General features: G+C 67.5%; 17 protein-coding genes and 1 pseudogene. 6 read left to right on the plus strand and 12 right to left on the minus strand.

Going from position 1 to position 15,957, the window contains the following annotated elements:
* Positions 1–15: 15 nt before the first annotated feature.
* From QQM39_RS20500 to clpB, 8 genes and pseudogenes are all read right to left on the minus strand, one after another.
* Positions 16–882 (minus strand): GNAT family N-acetyltransferase, encoded by an 867-nt coding sequence (locus QQM39_RS20500; RefSeq protein ID WP_301998624.1) that lies wholly within the window; start codon positions 880–882, stop codon positions 16–18.
* Between the two features lie 88 nt (positions 883–970).
* Positions 971–1,138 (minus strand): hypothetical protein, encoded by a 168-nt coding sequence (locus tag QQM39_RS20505; RefSeq protein WP_301998626.1) that lies wholly within the window; start codon positions 1,136–1,138, stop codon positions 971–973.
* Positions 1,135–1,398: pseudogene (locus QQM39_RS20510) on the minus strand (radical SAM protein); the annotation flags it as partial. The gene QQM39_RS20505 and the pseudogene QQM39_RS20510, both read right to left, overlap by 4 nt.
* Entirely contained in the window at positions 1,349–1,843 is a 495-nt protein-coding gene (locus QQM39_RS20515) for a helix-turn-helix domain-containing protein (protein WP_367668947.1), read from the minus strand. The gene QQM39_RS20515 and the pseudogene QQM39_RS20510, both read right to left, overlap by 50 nt.
* Positions 1,844–1,949: 106 nt before the next feature.
* Positions 1,950–2,591: an HAD family hydrolase gene (locus QQM39_RS20520; RefSeq protein ID WP_301998627.1), complete on the minus strand. Its 642-nt coding sequence runs from the start codon at positions 2,589–2,591 to the stop codon at positions 1,950–1,952.
* Between the two features lie 546 nt (positions 2,592–3,137).
* The gene (locus QQM39_RS20525) at positions 3,138–3,671 is read right to left on the minus strand and encodes a YbjN domain-containing protein (RefSeq protein ID WP_301998628.1); all 534 of its coding nucleotides are present in this window, start codon (positions 3,669–3,671) and stop codon (positions 3,138–3,140) included.
* 126 nt (positions 3,672–3,797) lie between these two features.
* Positions 3,798–4,166, minus strand: a complete 369-nt coding sequence (locus tag QQM39_RS20530; RefSeq protein WP_301998629.1) for a hypothetical protein — start codon at positions 4,164–4,166, stop codon at positions 3,798–3,800.
* 77 nt (positions 4,167–4,243) lie between these two features.
* A complete protein-coding gene (gene clpB / locus QQM39_RS20535) occupies positions 4,244–6,841 on the minus strand; it encodes an ATP-dependent chaperone ClpB (RefSeq protein WP_301998630.1) in 2,598 nt (865 codons plus the stop codon).
* A gap of 142 nt (positions 6,842–6,983) precedes the next feature.
* On the opposite strand from clpB, the gene QQM39_RS20540 reads away from it, so the two are divergent.
* On the plus strand, positions 6,984–7,397 hold the full coding sequence (locus QQM39_RS20540) for a pyridoxamine 5'-phosphate oxidase family protein (protein WP_301998632.1): 414 nt from the start codon (positions 6,984–6,986) through the stop codon (positions 7,395–7,397).
* 170 nt (positions 7,398–7,567) lie between these two features.
* On the opposite strand, the gene QQM39_RS20545 is transcribed toward QQM39_RS20540, so the two are convergent.
* Entirely contained in the window at positions 7,568–7,903 is a 336-nt protein-coding gene (locus QQM39_RS20545) for a hypothetical protein (RefSeq protein ID WP_301998634.1), read from the minus strand.
* Positions 7,904–8,224: 321 nt separating this feature from the next.
* Between QQM39_RS20545 and QQM39_RS20550 the strand changes: the two genes are divergently transcribed.
* Genes QQM39_RS20550 through QQM39_RS20560 form a run of 3 tightly spaced genes read left to right on the plus strand, consistent with a single transcriptional unit; the run spans position 8,225 to position 11,213 of the window.
* Entirely contained in the window at positions 8,225–9,241 is a 1,017-nt protein-coding gene (locus QQM39_RS20550) for a helix-turn-helix transcriptional regulator (protein WP_301998635.1), read from the plus strand.
* Positions 9,238–10,236: a helix-turn-helix transcriptional regulator gene (locus QQM39_RS20555; protein WP_301998636.1), complete on the plus strand. Its 999-nt coding sequence runs from the start codon at positions 9,238–9,240 to the stop codon at positions 10,234–10,236. Before QQM39_RS20550 ends, QQM39_RS20555 begins: the two co-directional genes overlap by 4 nt.
* Positions 10,233–11,213 (plus strand): LuxR C-terminal-related transcriptional regulator, encoded by a 981-nt coding sequence (locus QQM39_RS20560; protein WP_301998637.1) that lies wholly within the window; start codon positions 10,233–10,235, stop codon positions 11,211–11,213. Before QQM39_RS20555 ends, QQM39_RS20560 begins: the two co-directional genes overlap by 4 nt.
* Here the strand turns inward: QQM39_RS20560 and QQM39_RS20565 are convergent.
* Positions 11,176–12,225 carry a LuxR C-terminal-related transcriptional regulator gene (locus QQM39_RS20565; protein WP_301998639.1) on the minus strand — a complete coding sequence of 350 codons (1,050 nt, stop codon included), beginning with the start codon at positions 12,223–12,225 and terminating at the stop codon, positions 11,176–11,178. The two genes, QQM39_RS20560 and QQM39_RS20565, sit on opposite strands and share 38 nt — an antisense overlap.
* 354 nt (positions 12,226–12,579) lie before the next feature.
* Between QQM39_RS20565 and QQM39_RS20570 the strand changes: the two genes are divergently transcribed.
* Positions 12,580–12,996, plus strand: a complete 417-nt coding sequence (locus tag QQM39_RS20570) for a hypothetical protein (RefSeq protein ID WP_301998640.1) — start codon at positions 12,580–12,582, stop codon at positions 12,994–12,996.
* A gap of 80 nt (positions 12,997–13,076) precedes the next feature.
* A complete protein-coding gene (locus tag QQM39_RS20575; RefSeq protein WP_301998642.1) occupies positions 13,077–14,501 on the plus strand; it encodes a VanZ family protein in 1,425 nt (474 codons plus the stop codon).
* A gap of 233 nt (positions 14,502–14,734) precedes the next feature.
* On the opposite strand, the gene QQM39_RS20580 is transcribed toward QQM39_RS20575, so the two are convergent.
* The gene (locus tag QQM39_RS20580) at positions 14,735–14,920 is read right to left on the minus strand and encodes a DUF397 domain-containing protein (RefSeq protein WP_301998643.1); all 186 of its coding nucleotides are present in this window, start codon (positions 14,918–14,920) and stop codon (positions 14,735–14,737) included.
* 5 nt (positions 14,921–14,925) lie between these two features.
* On the minus strand, positions 14,926–15,804 hold the full coding sequence (locus QQM39_RS20585; protein ID WP_301998644.1) for a helix-turn-helix transcriptional regulator: 879 nt from the start codon (positions 15,802–15,804) through the stop codon (positions 14,926–14,928).
* Positions 15,805–15,957 lie beyond the last annotated feature (153 nt).

The following is a 15,957-nucleotide window of genomic DNA, read 5'->3' on the forward strand; positions in this document are numbered from 1 at the left end:
TGTCGCCGCCTTCGCTCAGACGTTCTGCCGGTGGGTGAACCCCAGGGAGGTCAGCCCCTCTGCCCGGCAGAGGCGGTCAGAGGCTCCCCCTACCTCAGTCTGAAGGAGCTGGTACGCCGCACCGTGCGATTGCCCCCAGTACATCGCAGCCCGCCACAAGAGGCGCCCGAGGCCGTTCCCTCGCTGCTCGGGCAGGACGCCGAAGTATTGCGGCATGAGCTGGGCCGCCCCCACGGCATCGGGGCGCACTTCCATGGGCCCGATGGCGCCGGCGACCCTTTGGTTGAGTACGGCCACCAGGACGGGGCCAACCGTCCCCTCTTGCATCTGCTGTTGGAGGAAGGCGAAGCCGTCTGCGGCCATCTGCTCGGCGAAGGGGCGGAAGGTGTGCCGTACGTCTTCGGGCCACTCCCCGAAAGGGCGCACAGGCCCCTCCGGGGCCGGGCACGGGCCGGTTGTGAAGTCCTTGAGCTGCACACGGACTCCTCGCCCCGGGTGCGCCTCCGGCCCCAGGAAACGGACGACGCGCGCCTTTGCGGCGCTGGTGTCGGCGGCGAGCTTCCGGGCCAGCAAAGAGGCACTGGAGTGGACGTCGGGGCCGATGCCGTAGACGTGCACCTTGACCGTGCCGGAGCCTCGGCGCGAGAAGGTGGGGATGAGTGTCTCGCTGGGGCTGTGCACCACGTTCTCGACCAGCACATACTCGTCTTTGGCATCCAGCCAGCGGATGTCCTTGTCGTACCGCAGGAAGCGTTCGGTAGGGGCGGCGATCAGGGTGTCGGTGAAGAGGTCCTCGGTGAGGACGGACGGGTGTACGGGACCAAGGGTCGGTACGTAGGGCACCGTCACCACTGGACGAAGCCAGTCCCAACGGAATCGCATGCGGGCAGCGTACTCATCTCTCACGTGGGGCTCGGGCCCTGACGCAGATACGCCGGGGCCCGAGCGGATGTGACCGGATGCGCGTTGATCAGTTGGGGTTGTCGTCGCCCGCGGCGCAGGAGCAGGCGGCGCCCTCGCTCAGGGTGTCGGCGTTGGGCTCGATGACGAGCGTGGGCGTGGCGACGACGCTCGTGGGCAGTGCCGGGCGGGTGACCGGCGGTCGGCCGGTCGAGATCGTGACGGGTACAGCGGTCATGAGTTCACCATCTCCTTGGTGTCTCCGTGCTGGCAGTACAGATTCAGTGGCGCCTTCGCCTCCTGGTAGACCTTGGCGAGCGGCCTGCACACCCGGCAGGAGCCGGAGAGCGAGCAACCCGTACAGCCACCGGTGCGAAGCATGAGGCGGTCGGAGATCTCCCCGAGCCGTCGGAGGCCGTCGATGCCCTCGGCCATGAGGTCGATCTGGTCATCCCGGCCGATCTTGCAGATGGAGACCTTGGCGTGCGGGTCGGCATGGAGGTCCGTGCCCGGCCCGGCAGCGCGGGCAGCGGCACTGGGGCCGTGACGGCAGTTCCCGGACGATCCGGGTGTACTGGGCTGCCAGGCGCCAGCGGGCGGCGTCAGCGACAGCCGCGCGCATTTCCTGGTGGGGACGGATCGGGCCGTCCTCGGGGGAGTCGTACGTGGCGAGCACGGCGGAGAGCACGGGGAGCGCCTCGTGGACGCGAGTGTGAACCGGGCCGCGGTCGGTCCGCAGACGCATGGGGTCGACGCCGACGGCATCTGCGATGGCTTCGAGCGTGGAGTCGCTGACGCCGCGCTCCCCGCGCTCGATCTTACGGATGGTTCCGAGAGACACCCTGGCCGCGTCGGCGAGCTGCTGCTGCGTCAGCTTCGGGCGCATGACGCTGCGGTAGTAGGCAATTCGCGCGCCCACTCCGCGTTTGCTGTGTGCGGACATACTGACTCCAGTTCGGTACGCCGACTCCGAACCGTACCCGCGCCGAGACACTCCGTGTGCATGAGACGGCCCGCCAGCTCTGACTGCGGGGCAGCAATCGTTCCCCTCAGCTCTTCACGATCTCGGTGAGCTGGGTAAGGCTGTCGATACGCCAGTCCGCCGCCGCGACGACTTGCGGGTCTTCGGCCCACAAGCAGCCCCACGGGCCACGGCGGAGGTGCGCGGTACGCAGGCCCGCCGCCCTCGCCGGGAAGACGTCGTTGGCCGGGTGGTCACCGACATAGAGGGTCTCGCTCGGAGCGGCCCGCGCCACCTCCATCACCCGCCGGAAGAACTCCGGGTGGGGTTTCGCCACCCTCCACTCCCCCGAGGTGACGATCAGATCCGCCGGGAGCTCCAGGGCACGCAGCAGTTCGCCCGCACGGAGGGTCTGGTTGCCCGCGATGATCACGCGGACGCCTAGCGTGAGCAGCGCGGACAAGGCCGGGCGGACGTCGTCGTAGAGGTCGCTCTCGTCGAGGTGCTCACCGCGGCCGGCGGCCTCGCGGGCGTGGTACTCGGCAACGACGTCGATGCCGGGGCGCACGAGTCGGAGGGCCTCGGCGTTGTCGTGCCCCTGAGCGACAACCGCCCCCACGAGCGCGGAGAGGGTGTGGCGCGGGACGCCGAGCCAGTCGGCCCAGGATGCCCAGTAACGATCGTCCCGGGTGATCGTCTCGCCGACGTCCAACACAATGGTCTCAATCACCCCTGGGAGCCTACGGCGCTGAAGGCCGCCGCTGCGTGGGGGATCTACGCCGTCGACGCCCGGCTGCACGAGCGGCCGTCGGCACCGCGCCGGTGCTGCTGTGGGGGCTCGTGTCCCACTCGGTCGTGCTGTCGATGGCGTAACCGAGCCTGCCTTCGCCGCCTGGTCGCTGTACGTGCTCGACGGGCGCCGGCTGTAGGCGAGGACGCCGGCCTACGCAGGCCGGCGGAACCGTGAACGGTTCCGGAAGCTTATCCACAAGCTGTGGACCGGCCGACCGCGCCCAGCTGCCACTGCTGGTCCACAGCAGCGTACGGCTGCTGATCACCCTCGGCGGGTCCGGGTTCTACGAGCCGAAGCCCCGCTTCCTGTTCCCCGCCTTCCCCTCCTCCTTCCGCTCGCGCAAGCACTGGTACGCACGGCGAGAGCCCGGCCCGGCACGCGGCCGTAGTTGCCGGTGCCCTGGGCCGGGCTCTCCCTCGCCCACGGCGCGTATCCGGTCGTGATGGCCGATACGCCGCCGTAGGCCACGCCTGCTGTCGCGGCTTACTCGCCGTCTTCTTCCTCGGGCTTCTCCGCCTCGTTGATCTCCTGCTCCAGGCCGAGCTGCTCGACGAGCCACTTGTCGAACTCGATGGCGGCCCGCACCCAGCTGACCGTCGACGAGACGAAGTGTTCCAGGGCCACGCCGGTGCCGATCAGCATCTGCGCCTCGCCGATCAGGCGGACGGTGCCGTCGTCGTGCGTGTGGCTGTAGACCTTCGGCCACAGGGTCCGGCGGTTCCAGTCGTCGATCGACTCGAGGAGCTGCGGCTTCTCGTCGATCTGGTGGGGCCGGTCGTAGAACGTCCGCACCGAGAAGACCTGCTGGTCGCCCTCGCCGCGGAACATGAAGTACGTACGGAACTGCTCCCACGGCGCCGCGAGGTCACCCTCGTCGTCGACGACGTACTTCAGCTCCATCTGGTCCAGGAGCTGCTTCACGAGGTCCTGATCCGGGACTACGGGGCCGGGCGGCGGGCCGGGCTGCGGCTCGGGCTTGCCCCCGAAGTTCGGAATCGAGGACGGGTCGATGGACATACAAGGCACTCCTGCGGTCGTCTGGCTCGTCCGGCCATCGCTGAGACCAGACGTATAGTCCACCCTCTCTCTCTTGGCCCATGCACGGCAACCTGCCTGGCTGACGGGCTTCCGCTGTGTGCCGGATCAGCTGGGTGAGTACCAGAATCCCGGCCCCAGCCCCTTGGCCCGTCGAAGCTCCAGGAAATACCGGCGCGCCCCCTCCTCGCGCCAGTCAATCCCGTCGACAGCCCCGGACCCTCCACGTAGGCTCCGGCCTCCCGCCTGCCGCTGCAAGGCCGGAGGGAGATACATGTGCACGGTGCCCGACTTGTGCGTTCCCTCGCAGAAGAAGCGGACGCCGGCCTTGCGGAGGATCGCTGCCCGGCCTTCCCAGTTCTCAGCCGCGGACCACCGTTTGCGGTAGACCGCACCGGTCGGCTCCTCGATCCACCGGGCATGGACCACTGGCTCGGCCTCCGGCCTCGCGATCGTCTTCGCGTGCTCGTCCATCACGGCTGATGCGCTGGACGGACGACTGCACGGCCCTGAAACACGTGTCTCAGGGCCGCGGCCGGAAAGGTCTCCGCGGACTACAGCGCCTTGCCCGTCGCTGGACCCACGATCAGCCCGTCACCGAACGAGTCCACCCGGACCGTGTCGCCGTCCTTGACCTCGCCGGAGAGGATCTTCTTGGCCAGACGGTCGCCGATCGCGGTCTGGATGAGGCGGCGCAGGGGGCGGGCGCCGTAGGCCGGGTCGTTGCCCTCGTCGGCGAGCCAGGTCAGGGCCCCCGGGGTGACCTCCAGGGACAGCCGCCGCTCGGCCAGCCGCCCCGCGAGCCGGCCGATCTGGAGCTGCGCGATCCGCCGCAGCTCGTCCTTGGCCAGGGCGGAGAAGACCACCAGTTCGTCGAGCCGGTTGAGGAACTCCGGCTTGAAGGAGGCCCGGACCACCTCCAGCACCTGCTCCTTCTTCTCCGCCTCGCTGGTGATCGGGTCGACGAGGAACTGGCTGCCCAGGTTCGACGTCAGCACCAGGATCGCGTTGCGGAAGTCGACCGTCCTGCCCTGACCGTCCGTCAGCCGACCGTCGTCCAGCACCTGGAGCAGGATGTCGAAGACCTCCGGGTGCGCCTTCTCCACCTCGTCGAGGAGCACGACGCTGTACGGCCGCCTGCGTACCGCCTCCGTCAGCTGGCCGCCCTCCTCGTAGCCGACGTATCCGGGGGGCGCGCCGACCAGCCGGGCCACGCTGTGCTTCTCGCTGTACTCCGACATGTCGATGCGGACCATCGCCCGCTCGTCGTCGAAGAGGAAGTCGGCGAGGGCCTTGGCGAGTTCGGTCTTGCCGACGCCGGTCGGGCCCAGGAAGAGGAAGGAGCCGGTCGGCCGGTCGGGGTCGGCGATGCCGGCGCGGGTGCGCCGTACGGCGTCGGACACGGCCTGCACGGCCTCGCCCTGCCCGATCAGCCGCTTGCCCAACTCCTCCTCCATGCGCAGGAGTTTCTGCGTCTCGCCCTCCAGGAGGCGCCCGGCCGGAATGCCGGTCCAGGCGGCGACGGTGTCGGCGATGTCGTCCGAGCCGACCTCCTCCTTGACCATCGTGCTCTTGGCGGCTTCCTCCTCGGCTTGCGAGGCTTCCTCCAAGTCCCGCTCCAGGGCGGGGATCTCGCCGTAGAGCAGCTTGCTGGCGGTGTCGAAGTCGCCGTCGCGCTGGGCGCGTTCGGCCTGACCGCGCGCCTCGTCGAGCCTCTCCTTCAGCTCGCCGACGCGGTTGAGGGACTGCTTCTCCTTCTCCCAGCGGGCGGTCAGCCCCCTGAGCTCCTCCTCCTTGTCGGCGAGATCGCGGCGCAGCCGCTCCAGGCGCTCGCGGGAGGCCGGGTCGGTCTCCTTCTCCAGCGCGAGCTCCTCCATCTTCAACCGGTCGACGGCCCGCTGGAGTTCGTCGATCTCGACCGGGGAGGAGTCGATCTCCATCCGCAGCCGGGAGGCCGCCTCGTCGACGAGGTCGATGGCCTTGTCGGGCAGGAACCGGGAGGTGATGTAACGGTCGGAGAGCGTCGCCGCCGCCACCAGCGCGCTGTCCGCGATCTGCACCTTGTGGTGGGCCTCGTAACGCCCCTTGAGCCCGCGGAGAATGGCGATGGTGTCCTCCACCGTGGGCTCGGCGACCAGCACCTGCTGGAAGCGCCGCTCCAGCGCGGGGTCCTTCTCGATCCGCTCGCGGTACTCGTCCAGCGTGGTGGCACCCACCATGCGCAGCTCACCGCGGGCGAGCATGGGCTTGAGCATGTTCCCGGCGTCCATGGCGGTGTCCCCGCCGGCACCGGCGCCCACGACGGTGTGCAACTCGTCGATGAAGGTGATGATCTGCCCGTCGGAGCCCTTGATCTCCGCGAGCACGGTCTTCAGCCGCTCCTCGAACTCACCCCGGTACTTGGCCCCGGCCACCATGGCGCCCAGGTCGAGCGCGACGAGCCGCTTGTCCTTGAGAGACTCGGGCACGTCCCCCTTGACGATCCGCTGGGCGAGCCCTTCGACGACGGCGGTCTTGCCGACACCGGGCTCACCGATGAGGACGGGGTTGTTCTTGGTACGGCGGGACAGCACCTGCACGACCCGCCGGATCTCCTGGTCCCGCCCGATGACGGGGTCGAGCTTGCCCTCCCGGGCGGCGGCGGTGAAGTCGGTGCCGAACTTCTCCAGCGCCTTGTACTGCCCCTCGGGGTCGGCGCTGGTCACCCGGCGCCCGCCGCGCGCCTTCTGGAAGGCGTCCAGCAGCTTCTTCGCACCGGCCCCCTGCCGGCTGAGCACGTCACCGGCCTGGCCGCCCTTGGCGGCGATGCCGATGAGCAGGTGCTCGGTGGAGAGGTACTCGTCCCCGAGCTCCTTGGCCCGTGCCTGGGCGTCCGCGATCACGGCGAGCAGCTCACGGTTGGGCTGCGGGGGCGCGACGGTGGATCCGGTCACGCTGGGCAGCGAGGCGAGCACCTTCTCCGTACCGGCGCGCACGGCGGCCTGATCGGCGTCGACGGCGGCGAGAAGATCGACGATGTTCTCGTTGTCCTGCCCCTGGAGCAGAGCGAGGAGCAGGTGGGCAGGGGTGAGGTCCGCGTGGCCCTCGGTAAGGGCCCGGTTGCTGGCCGCGTTGATCGCGTCCCGGCTCCTGTTGGTCAGCTCGGCGTCCACGTTGGGGTTCTCCTCCTGGCGTCAGCGGCTCGTAGTACCGACTGAGTACCGACTGCGTACTGACTGCGTCAGCGTACACAAAGTTGAGTCTATTCCACTCAAGGTGGTCGAGGGAGGCTTGCGGCGGCTAGGTTTCCGGGCCATGGCCGCATACCCCCAGGATCCGGGCGCGCCGGACGCGCCGTACCTCACCTTCTGGCAGGAGAGGCACCTGTGCACTCTGACGACCCTGCGCCCGGACGGCACCCCCCATGTAGTACCCGTCGGAGTCACATACGACCCCGAGGCGCGACTTGCTCGGGTGATCACGAACAAGTCGAGCGCGAAGGTGGGCCATGTGCTCGCCGCCGGCCCGGAGGGGGCGCGGGTGGCGGTGTGCCAGGTGGACGGGGGACGGTGGGCGACGCTGGAGGGGCTGGCGTACGTCCGGACCGAGCACGAGCGGGTCGCGGAGGCGGAGCGGCGGTACGCGCAGCGGTACGGGCGGACGCCGGCGCCGAATCCCGACCGGGTGGTGATCGAGATCGAGCTGCGGCGGGCGATGGGGCGCGGGTGACCGGGGCGCCGGGTTGGCCGGATACCGGGCGACCGGTTTCAGCCACCGCAGGAAAAGATGGATAGGGGGAAATGTCCCCGAAAACTGCAGCGGCGTCACCGTGTTCAGGTCACGGTGACGCCGCTGCGGGGGGAAGCACCTGAGCGATCTGTTACGACGGGGGAATCGCGTCAGGCACTGCGGGGGGTGGCTGAGATGGTCGTATGGGCCGGGGCTTCCGGCTCCACCAGTCGGTGGTCGCGCTGATCAAGGTTGACGAAGATCATTCCGTACCGGATGGCACACCGCACGGGCTGCGGCGCCCCCCGAGGCCGCCGCAGACACCGGTAAGCCCGTACGTCCTCGTCCTCGTCCCGGGTGACGACGACCGGCTCACCGAAGACGGTCACCATCAACGAGTCACCGGGGTGGGGGATCGCGGTGACCAAGTCGATGAAGTGCCAGCCGGAGCGGTAGGCGGTGGCCATTTCTCTGCGGAAGGAGCGGTCGTCGGGTGGGGTGGTCACGTCAGCTCCCAGCCCCTTCTGCCTTCGACTCGGTGGACTCGGCCACAGTCGGCCACACGCTGTCCGCCACGAGGACATGGGTCTTGGCACTCGCCGGCCAGACACTGTCCTGCGCCCGGCCATCACCCTCCGCACCAGTGAGGCCACTCAGAGTCCCGACGGCCACGACGGTGGAGAAGATGGCGACAAGCGCCGAGCGAAGCATTCTGTTCCGCATAGTCGGCTTCGTCCTCACTTGAAGGTCTCCTCTTCCCCCGTCGAGTAAGACGATGGCTCATTCAGGCACGTCATGGCCACACAATCGATGCATCATGTTCCTGCATGTTCAGGACCCTGGGGGGTGGAGATTTGGCAACGAATCAGACTAAAGCGACACATCCCCATGCGCTGACCGAGTTGTGTGAGGAAGGTGGCCGACTTTACGCAAACGCCATCCGCGCGGGACGCATCTCCCGGGCGGATGCGGAACCGGCCCCTTGCCTGGAGGAACTCGCCCTCCTTCACTCCGATCCCGACGACCCGAACTGGCTGCGCCCGGTGCCGCCGGCGGTCGCCCTCGCCCAGCGACTCAGCCCGATAGAGCACGAGATCACCGAGCGCAGGCGGCTGTCGATCGAACTGTCCGACGTTTTCGCGCCGTTCATGGCACTCAGTACTCACGCGACGACCAACGACTCGATCACGGTGCTGGAAGGAAGCGAGCGGATCAACGCGGCGCTCAACCTGGCCACGGCCCAATGCCAAACCGAGATGCTCACGGTCCAGCCGAGCGGCTACCGGCCCGAGCGCAGCCTGATCCAAGGGCTGGAGCGCGACAGGCCCCTGATCGAACGCGGGGTACGGATAAGGACTCTCTATCCGCACACTGCCCGGTACAGCCCCGAGCGACTGGCCTACGTGGATCAGCTCTCCGATGGCAAGGCCGAGCACCGGACCATCGATGGAGTGGTCGAGAGACTCATCATCTGCGACGAGACCGTGGCCTTCATTCCCATCCGAGACGACCAGAAGGTCGCCCTGGAACTCCGCCACCGGGGACTCATCCGCTACCTGATCAAGGTCTTCGAGTTCATGTGGGACCGAGCAGTTCCGCTGAGCGCGGGCGCCCCGTACGAGACCGCCCCCGACGGCATCACGGATATCCAGCACTCCATCGCCAAGCTCCTCGTCGAGGGCCACGTCGACGAGGCCATCGCGCGCCGCCTGGGCATGAACGTCCGTACTTGCCGCGCCCACATAGCCAAGCTGGCCCAGGCGCTGGGCAGCGGCAGCCGTGCCCAGCTCGGCTATCTCATAGCCCAATCCGGAATCCTCAGGCAGGAAGGAGCAGCCCCATGAGCGCACCGCCGCACCATGAGCACGGCCCCGAAGACCTATGTGCGACGGGAACGGCGCTGTACGAGCGCGCCCTGCGCGAGGGGCACGTGCGCTCTGCCGACTCCGCAGCGGCGCCTTGTCTGGTCGATTTCGGCCTCCTGCATCCCGCCGTCGCGGACCTGAGCCGGTTGGAGCCCGTCGCCGCGGCGGTCGCCCTGCACCGCCTGCTGAAAGCGTCCGAGCAGCGGATCGCCGATGAGAGGCAGCGGGAGACGAAGCTGACCGAGACGTTCGAACCGCTCATGCGGATCGACGGCCAGAGCACGGGAGCCGAGAGCACTACCACGGTCACCGTTCTCAGTGGTCTCGACCGCATCAGCCAGGCCATCGACCAGGCCATGGCGGACAGTTCGGGCGAGCTCCTCGCCATCCAGCCACACATCACTCACACCACGTATACGGCTCCCGAGGTCCACGTCGAGGCCCTAGCCCGCGACCAGGCCCTGCTCGACCGCGGCGGCTCCATTCGCACCCTCTACCAGCACACTCTCCGCCACGCACCCTCCGTCATCGCCCGCTACGAGCAACTCCGCGGCGAAGCCGAGGCTCGCACCCTCGACGAGGTTCCCGAACGCCTCCTCGTCATCGACCGCACCGTCGCCTTCCTCCCCGCCAGCAAGGACCGGAAGCTGGCCCTGGAAATCCGCCAGCCAGCCATCGTCACGTTCCTCGCCACCACCTTCGAGCGCCTCTGGCGCCTGGCCACCCCCATGCGTCCAGAAGCCGTCCGGCAGCAATCCCTCAACGGCATCACCCACCGCCAACGCGCCATCGCCGGCCTCCTCATCGAAGGCCACACCGACGCCGTCATCGCCGACCGCCTCGGCTTGAACGTCCGCACCGCCCGCGTCCACATCGCCAAACTCGCCGCCACCCTCGGCAGCGAAAGCCGCGCCCAACTCGGCTACCTCATCGCAGAATCAGGAATCCTCAGACAGGACGGAGTGACTACGTGACCCCGCCATCGCACCCGGGCCACGACGCGGAAGACCTATGCCCGGCGGGCACCAAGCTGTACGAGCAGGCGCTGCGCGAAGGGCGCGTGGATGCGCGCAACGCCGACGACGCATCGTGTCTCGTCAGGCTCGGGCTACTCCAGCCTGACCTCAGCGACCTGCGCTGGCTGGAACCGGTCGCCCCGGCCTACGCTCTCCACCGTTTGCTCCGCACTGCCGAGGAACGCATCGCAGACGAGCGCCGACGTGAGGAACGGCTGGCGGCGGTGTTCGAGCCGCTGAGACGCATACACCGCCAGCCGACGGCTTCGGCGAGTCATCCATCGATCAGCGTCCACAGTGGTCTCGACCGAATCAACCGTGCCATCAGCGAGTCGATGGCGGACGCCACTACGGAAGTCCTCGCTATCCAGCCTCATAAACCCAAGGCGGTCATCGCCCTCCGAGACGCCTCCGTGGTGCGCGACCAGGCTCTACTCGACCGTGGCGGCTGCATTCGCACCCTCTACCAGCACACCTTCCGTCATTTGCCCGAGCTGATGGCCCGCTATGAACTCCTCGAAGGCGACGTAGAAGCCCGCACTCTCGACGAGGTCACCGAACGCCTCCTCATAATCGACCGCACCGTCGCGTTCATCCCCGCGAACAGGGACCGCACCCTCGCCGTCGAGATCCGCCACCCGGCCATCGTCGACTACTTCGTCACTACCTTCGACCGCCTCTGGCACCTGGCCACTCCCCTGTACCCGGAGGCTGTCCAGCAACCTTCTTTGAACGGCATCACCCCCCGCCAACGTGCCATCGCCACGCTGCTCATCGAAGGCCACACCGACGCCGTAATCGCCGACCGCCTCGGCTTGAACGTCCGCACCGCCCGCGCCCATATCGCCAAACTCGCCGCAACTCTCGGAAGCGAAAGCCGAGCCCAACTCGGCTACCTCATCGGGCAGTCCGCGATTCTTGATCAGGCAGGCTGAGCGGCGGTAACGATGACTCGGCGTTTCTCGATCGGGGAGGGCCGTCCAGGCCGACCTGGGCGATACGGACGCCCAGTTGCGTACGGCTGGCCGCGCCCAGCGTCTCCGAGAGGCGCGCGATGTGTGCCCGGCACGTGCGGACGCTTATGCCGAGCCGTTCCGCGATCACCGCATCCTGGTGGCCTTCCGCCAGCAGCGCGGCGATGGACTGTTCACGGTGAGAGATGCCCTTGATGCCAGTGTCGGGCAGAGGAGCCGTGAGGGGGATCGCCAGGCGCCAGAAGCGTTCGAAGACCGTTACCAAGTACTGGACCAGGGCCGGGTGGCGGAGTTCCAGCGCCATCGTGCGGTCCGTGTTCGCGGGGATGAAGGCGACCGTACGGTCGAAGACGATCAGCCGGTCGATTACCTCGTCCAGCGTGCGCGCCTCCACCGACTCACCCATCAACTCCAGGTAGTTGAGCAATCCATGACCGTGTCTGGCCACGTGTGTGTACAGGTCGCGCATCCGCACGCCTCGGCCCCGTAGCGCCAGCGACCGGTGCAGGCCCTCTGTCAGCTCGTGCTCGGGACGGATGCCGCCGGGCTGGACGGTCAGCACCTCCGTCGTGCACGCCTGAGTCGCCTCGTCCAGCGCTGCCTGGATGCGGTGGTCACCGTCCAGGACTCGAATCGCCGAGCCCTCCGCGCCGGGCGCCTTGGGCTGCAGCCCGAGCCGGGTGTACCACTCGAACGCCGCCACCGCCGAGCCCATCCGCCGCTGGCTCGCGCTGACCTCGTCGTACACCCCGCGCAGCAGCCGGGTCATGACCTCCTGCGGGGACGTCGGCACCAGCCAGTCCATGTCGTCGGGATCCGGATGGAGCAGCGCAAGTTCCAACAGGCAGGGCACCGCATCGGCATCCCGGCGCGGCACTCTGCCCCGCCGTACGGCCCGGGAGTACACGCGATCCCCGCCCTCGCACAGTCGGTCGGCACCGTGTGGATGCTCGCCCCCTCCGCGCTCGGTCATCTTCCACCCCCGGCTACCGTCCTGCCGCACACGTCCGGTCACGCCCGCGCAGCATGCTCACAGCATCAACGGGCAAGAGCCCATGACTTCCGCAGCGCAACTATGCGCAGAGGGACCTGTCACCGCAACACGGCCCGGGCCCCGCCTCCGCGCGGTCTTGCCAGCTTCATGAGCCAAGAGAGACCACAAACATAAGGTTGTGCACCTTTTCATCCCCCTCCGCTTTAGGCAGGAGCAGCATCATGAGGCTACCTACACGTGTGCATGCCCATGCAGGGTTGATCAAGCGGCAGCAAATACAAGCTCCACGAGCAGGCCACTTTCCTTTGCAGTTCCGACCAAAGGGGGTTTTCTATGCGCACCAAGACCAGTGCTGCACTCATAGCCGTCGCCATCGCGGCTGGTTCCGTCATGTTCAGCGCGCCCACCGCCTCGGCGGCAGCCAGCTGTAGCTCCTCCGGCTACACCGCCACGGGCCTGCCCATCGAGCGGTGCACCAGCCTGGAGAACGGAATCCTCTACCACAAGAAGGACGGCAACTCCCCTACCGGCCTGTGGACGACCTACTCCAAGACCGGTGGATCCAGCGTCACTATCAAACTCGGCTACAGCATGTCCGGTTCCACCACCTACTCCTCGTCCTTCTCCATCAGCGACGGCGAGACCAAGCGGAGAACCTGGACCAAGTCCGGCAGTTACATGTGCTACAACAGCGTCGGCCTTCTGAGCTACAGCGGCGGCACCTACCAGACGCCGGCTGCGCACTGCTAAGACGAGCAGCGTCTCGGGCCCCGCCTGCCACGGCGGGGCCCCATTTCTGTCACCGTGCCCCTGACCAAGGCAAGGACCACGTGTTTACCGCGATCTTCCAAAGCCACTTCGGCTACCTGGCCACATGCGTGCTGGCCGCCCTCGTTCTGGGCGGCGTGGCATGGCTGCTCTCCCGTCGCATTGGCAACCCGTTCGGCGTGTGGTGGGGCGGGCTGGCCGCAACGATCACCGGCGTGCTCGGTGTCACCTTCATGGGCAGCGGCCCGGCCAATGATCAGTGCGTCATCAACCACAGCCTCACCGAGCCCTTCCATACGACACAGGGTCTGTGGAATCTGGCCATGACGGTGCCACTCGGGCTCTTCGCGCTCCTTGCAGTGCGCCGCGCGCTGCCCGCGCTGGTCGGCGTCATCGCGCTGCCCTTGGCCATCGAGTTCACCCAGGCCACGGTGAACGGCCTGGGGCGGGTGTGCGACAGCGCGGACGCCGAGATGAACATCCTCGGCGGCCTCGTTGGGCTCGGCGTCGCTGCGGTGGTGCTGGCCCGACGCGGGGCTCTCAACTGGCAGGCCGGCCTCAAGGCATCGCTCATCGCTTCAGCGGTCATCCTGACCCTGAGCGCCGGTGCGGCAAGCCCGATGCTGACCTTCACGCACGTGGACGGCAGCGGTCTGTCGGCCGCAGGCTCCCCGCAGCGCCAAGCCGTCGAGCGAGCGGTGACGGAGGCGTTCGGTGATCGCTATGAGCTGGGACAGGTGTATGAGCAGCCGTGTGTAGGAGCGTCCTGCACGAATGTCCTCTTCACCCTGCTCAGCCGGGACAAGGGACATTCGGAAGCGCTCAGCAATGGCAGCCTGTCCTGGCCGGACAAGAAGCACCTGAACGTGCTGCTGGAAGACAGCGCCCGTCCCAGCGTCATGGGGTATCCCGTGGGAAGGGCCAAGACACCGTCCACGGAGCAGGAGGCTTACAAGATTGCCCAGCAGTACATGCGGGAGCACTACCCCTGGGCGAAAAACTCGGTCGAGCACAAGACATATCCGATCGGGGAGAAGGCGGAACTGGGGTGGATGACCAGTTGGCGCTGGCTTCATGACGACGTGCTGATGCCCCGGATGCTGGACGTCCAGGTCAACAGAGCAGGACGCATATCGCAGGTGGACGTCACCCTCGGTCCGACGCGCGCGAAGCTCCGGAAGGCGAACCTGGACGCCGCTCAAGCCAAGGAGGCGGTGCGAGAGGGGCTGGTTGCGCAGTACCGGGCCAACGGAGGCAACGACCTGAGTAAGCAGGAGATTCAGGCCAAGTACCAGGTCGAGGCGTTCACCCTGAAGGCTGTTGAGAGGGATGGAACATGGCGGCCTGAGTGGCTCGTAAACGTGTCGATGCGCCCAGCGAAACCGGGAGCCGATCCGCTGGAGCAGGGGGAGGCCGAGATGTGGCGGGTCGATGCGGTGGACGGACAGGTCTATGACGGCACCGATGCGCCGGTGAAGGCCGACTGACGCAGTGGCTGCCTGCCTACGGAAGGCCTTTTGGACCGAAGACTCATCGATCTTGAGCGGAATCCAGGCATCTGCAGCCTCACCGTGTGACGCAGCGTGTGCGTGGGCGCTGCTTGGCGCATTGACGAAGCCGTGGGCGCATCGGGTAGTGAGCCTGACGACACGCCCACATCCCGCGAGACTCGACCTACGGTCATCACGTGTCGATGGCGCGATTGGGGCTTGCCGTCGGGCTATCGCCTTCCTACGCACGCGGCGAACTCCACCCACGTCTCCGCAGCGAGCCGGAGTATCGGGCCGTCGACGTCCTTGGAGTCCCGGACGGCGACGGTGCCGGGGATGTTGCGGGCGACTTCGACGCACTCCTGGCCCGCGTTGCCGCCGCTGTAACTGGACTTGACGAACTCGAATGCGGGCACGCGGACTACATCTCCTTCAGGATCCCGTCGATCAGTCTGACCGAGTTCCGCTGCGCAAGGCTCAACCGCGTGATGCGTTCGAAGAGCCCGTTGTGGTGGGCGGCATCAGTATCGCTCTCCAGCCAGAGGCTCGACGAGGTGGTATCCACGTGGACCACGTCCAGCGCGCCCGGCTCCGCGAACGACACGATGGTGAAGGCGCTGGTCATGCCCGGATGGGCACCAGCAAGGTACGGCAGTACTTGCAGCTTCACGTTCGACCGCCGGGCCATGTCCAGCACATGCCCCAGTTGCTCCCGCATGACCTGTTGACCACCGACGAGTTGGCGCAGGGCGCTCTCGTGCACGACCGCCCACAGTTCCAGAGAGTTCTCTCCGTCCAGGCGCGCCTGTCGTGCCATGCGGGACTCGACGAACGGTTCGATCTCGTCGGGGTCCTCCCAGTGACCGTTACCGATGGCGAGCGCCCGCGCGTAGTCCGGCGTCTGCAACAAACCGGGAACAATGGCCAGTTGCCATGTGCGGATGTTGGTCGCGATGTCTTCGAGCGCAACGTACTCGGCCATGGCCTGCAGTTGCGGGTACTGATTCCACCAGCCGCGCGCCTTGCGCCGCTCACGGTCCGCTTTCGCCAGTGCCAGCAGCTTGCCGACCACGGACTCGTCCGTCTCGCCGTAGAGATGACACAGCGCTCTGACGTCCGGATCACGCATCGGCACCTGCCCCCGCTCGATCTTCGCCACCTTGGTGACGGAAGCCGTCAGCGCCTCGGCAGCGTGCGTCTGACGCAGCGAGCACGCCTCGCGCATCCGCAACAGCTCTCCGCCGAGCCTGCGCCCCAGAACGGTTGTGATGGTCCGCCCCCGGTCAGGGTTGTTGCCCATACAGCGATCCCTCCCGATGAGTCGCCCCAGTTTGGAGCCCTCGGCAAGCAACCTACAACTTAGGCAGCGATATTTCTGCCGCGAACTTGTTGCTGCCACACGCATCGCGACGCTACCGTCAGTACTCAATCGCCCACTCAGCGGAACCAGTTG

Source organism: Streptomyces sp. DT2A-34 (assembly GCF_030499515.1).
Lineage (GTDB): Bacteria > Actinomycetota > Actinomycetes > Streptomycetales > Streptomycetaceae > Streptomyces.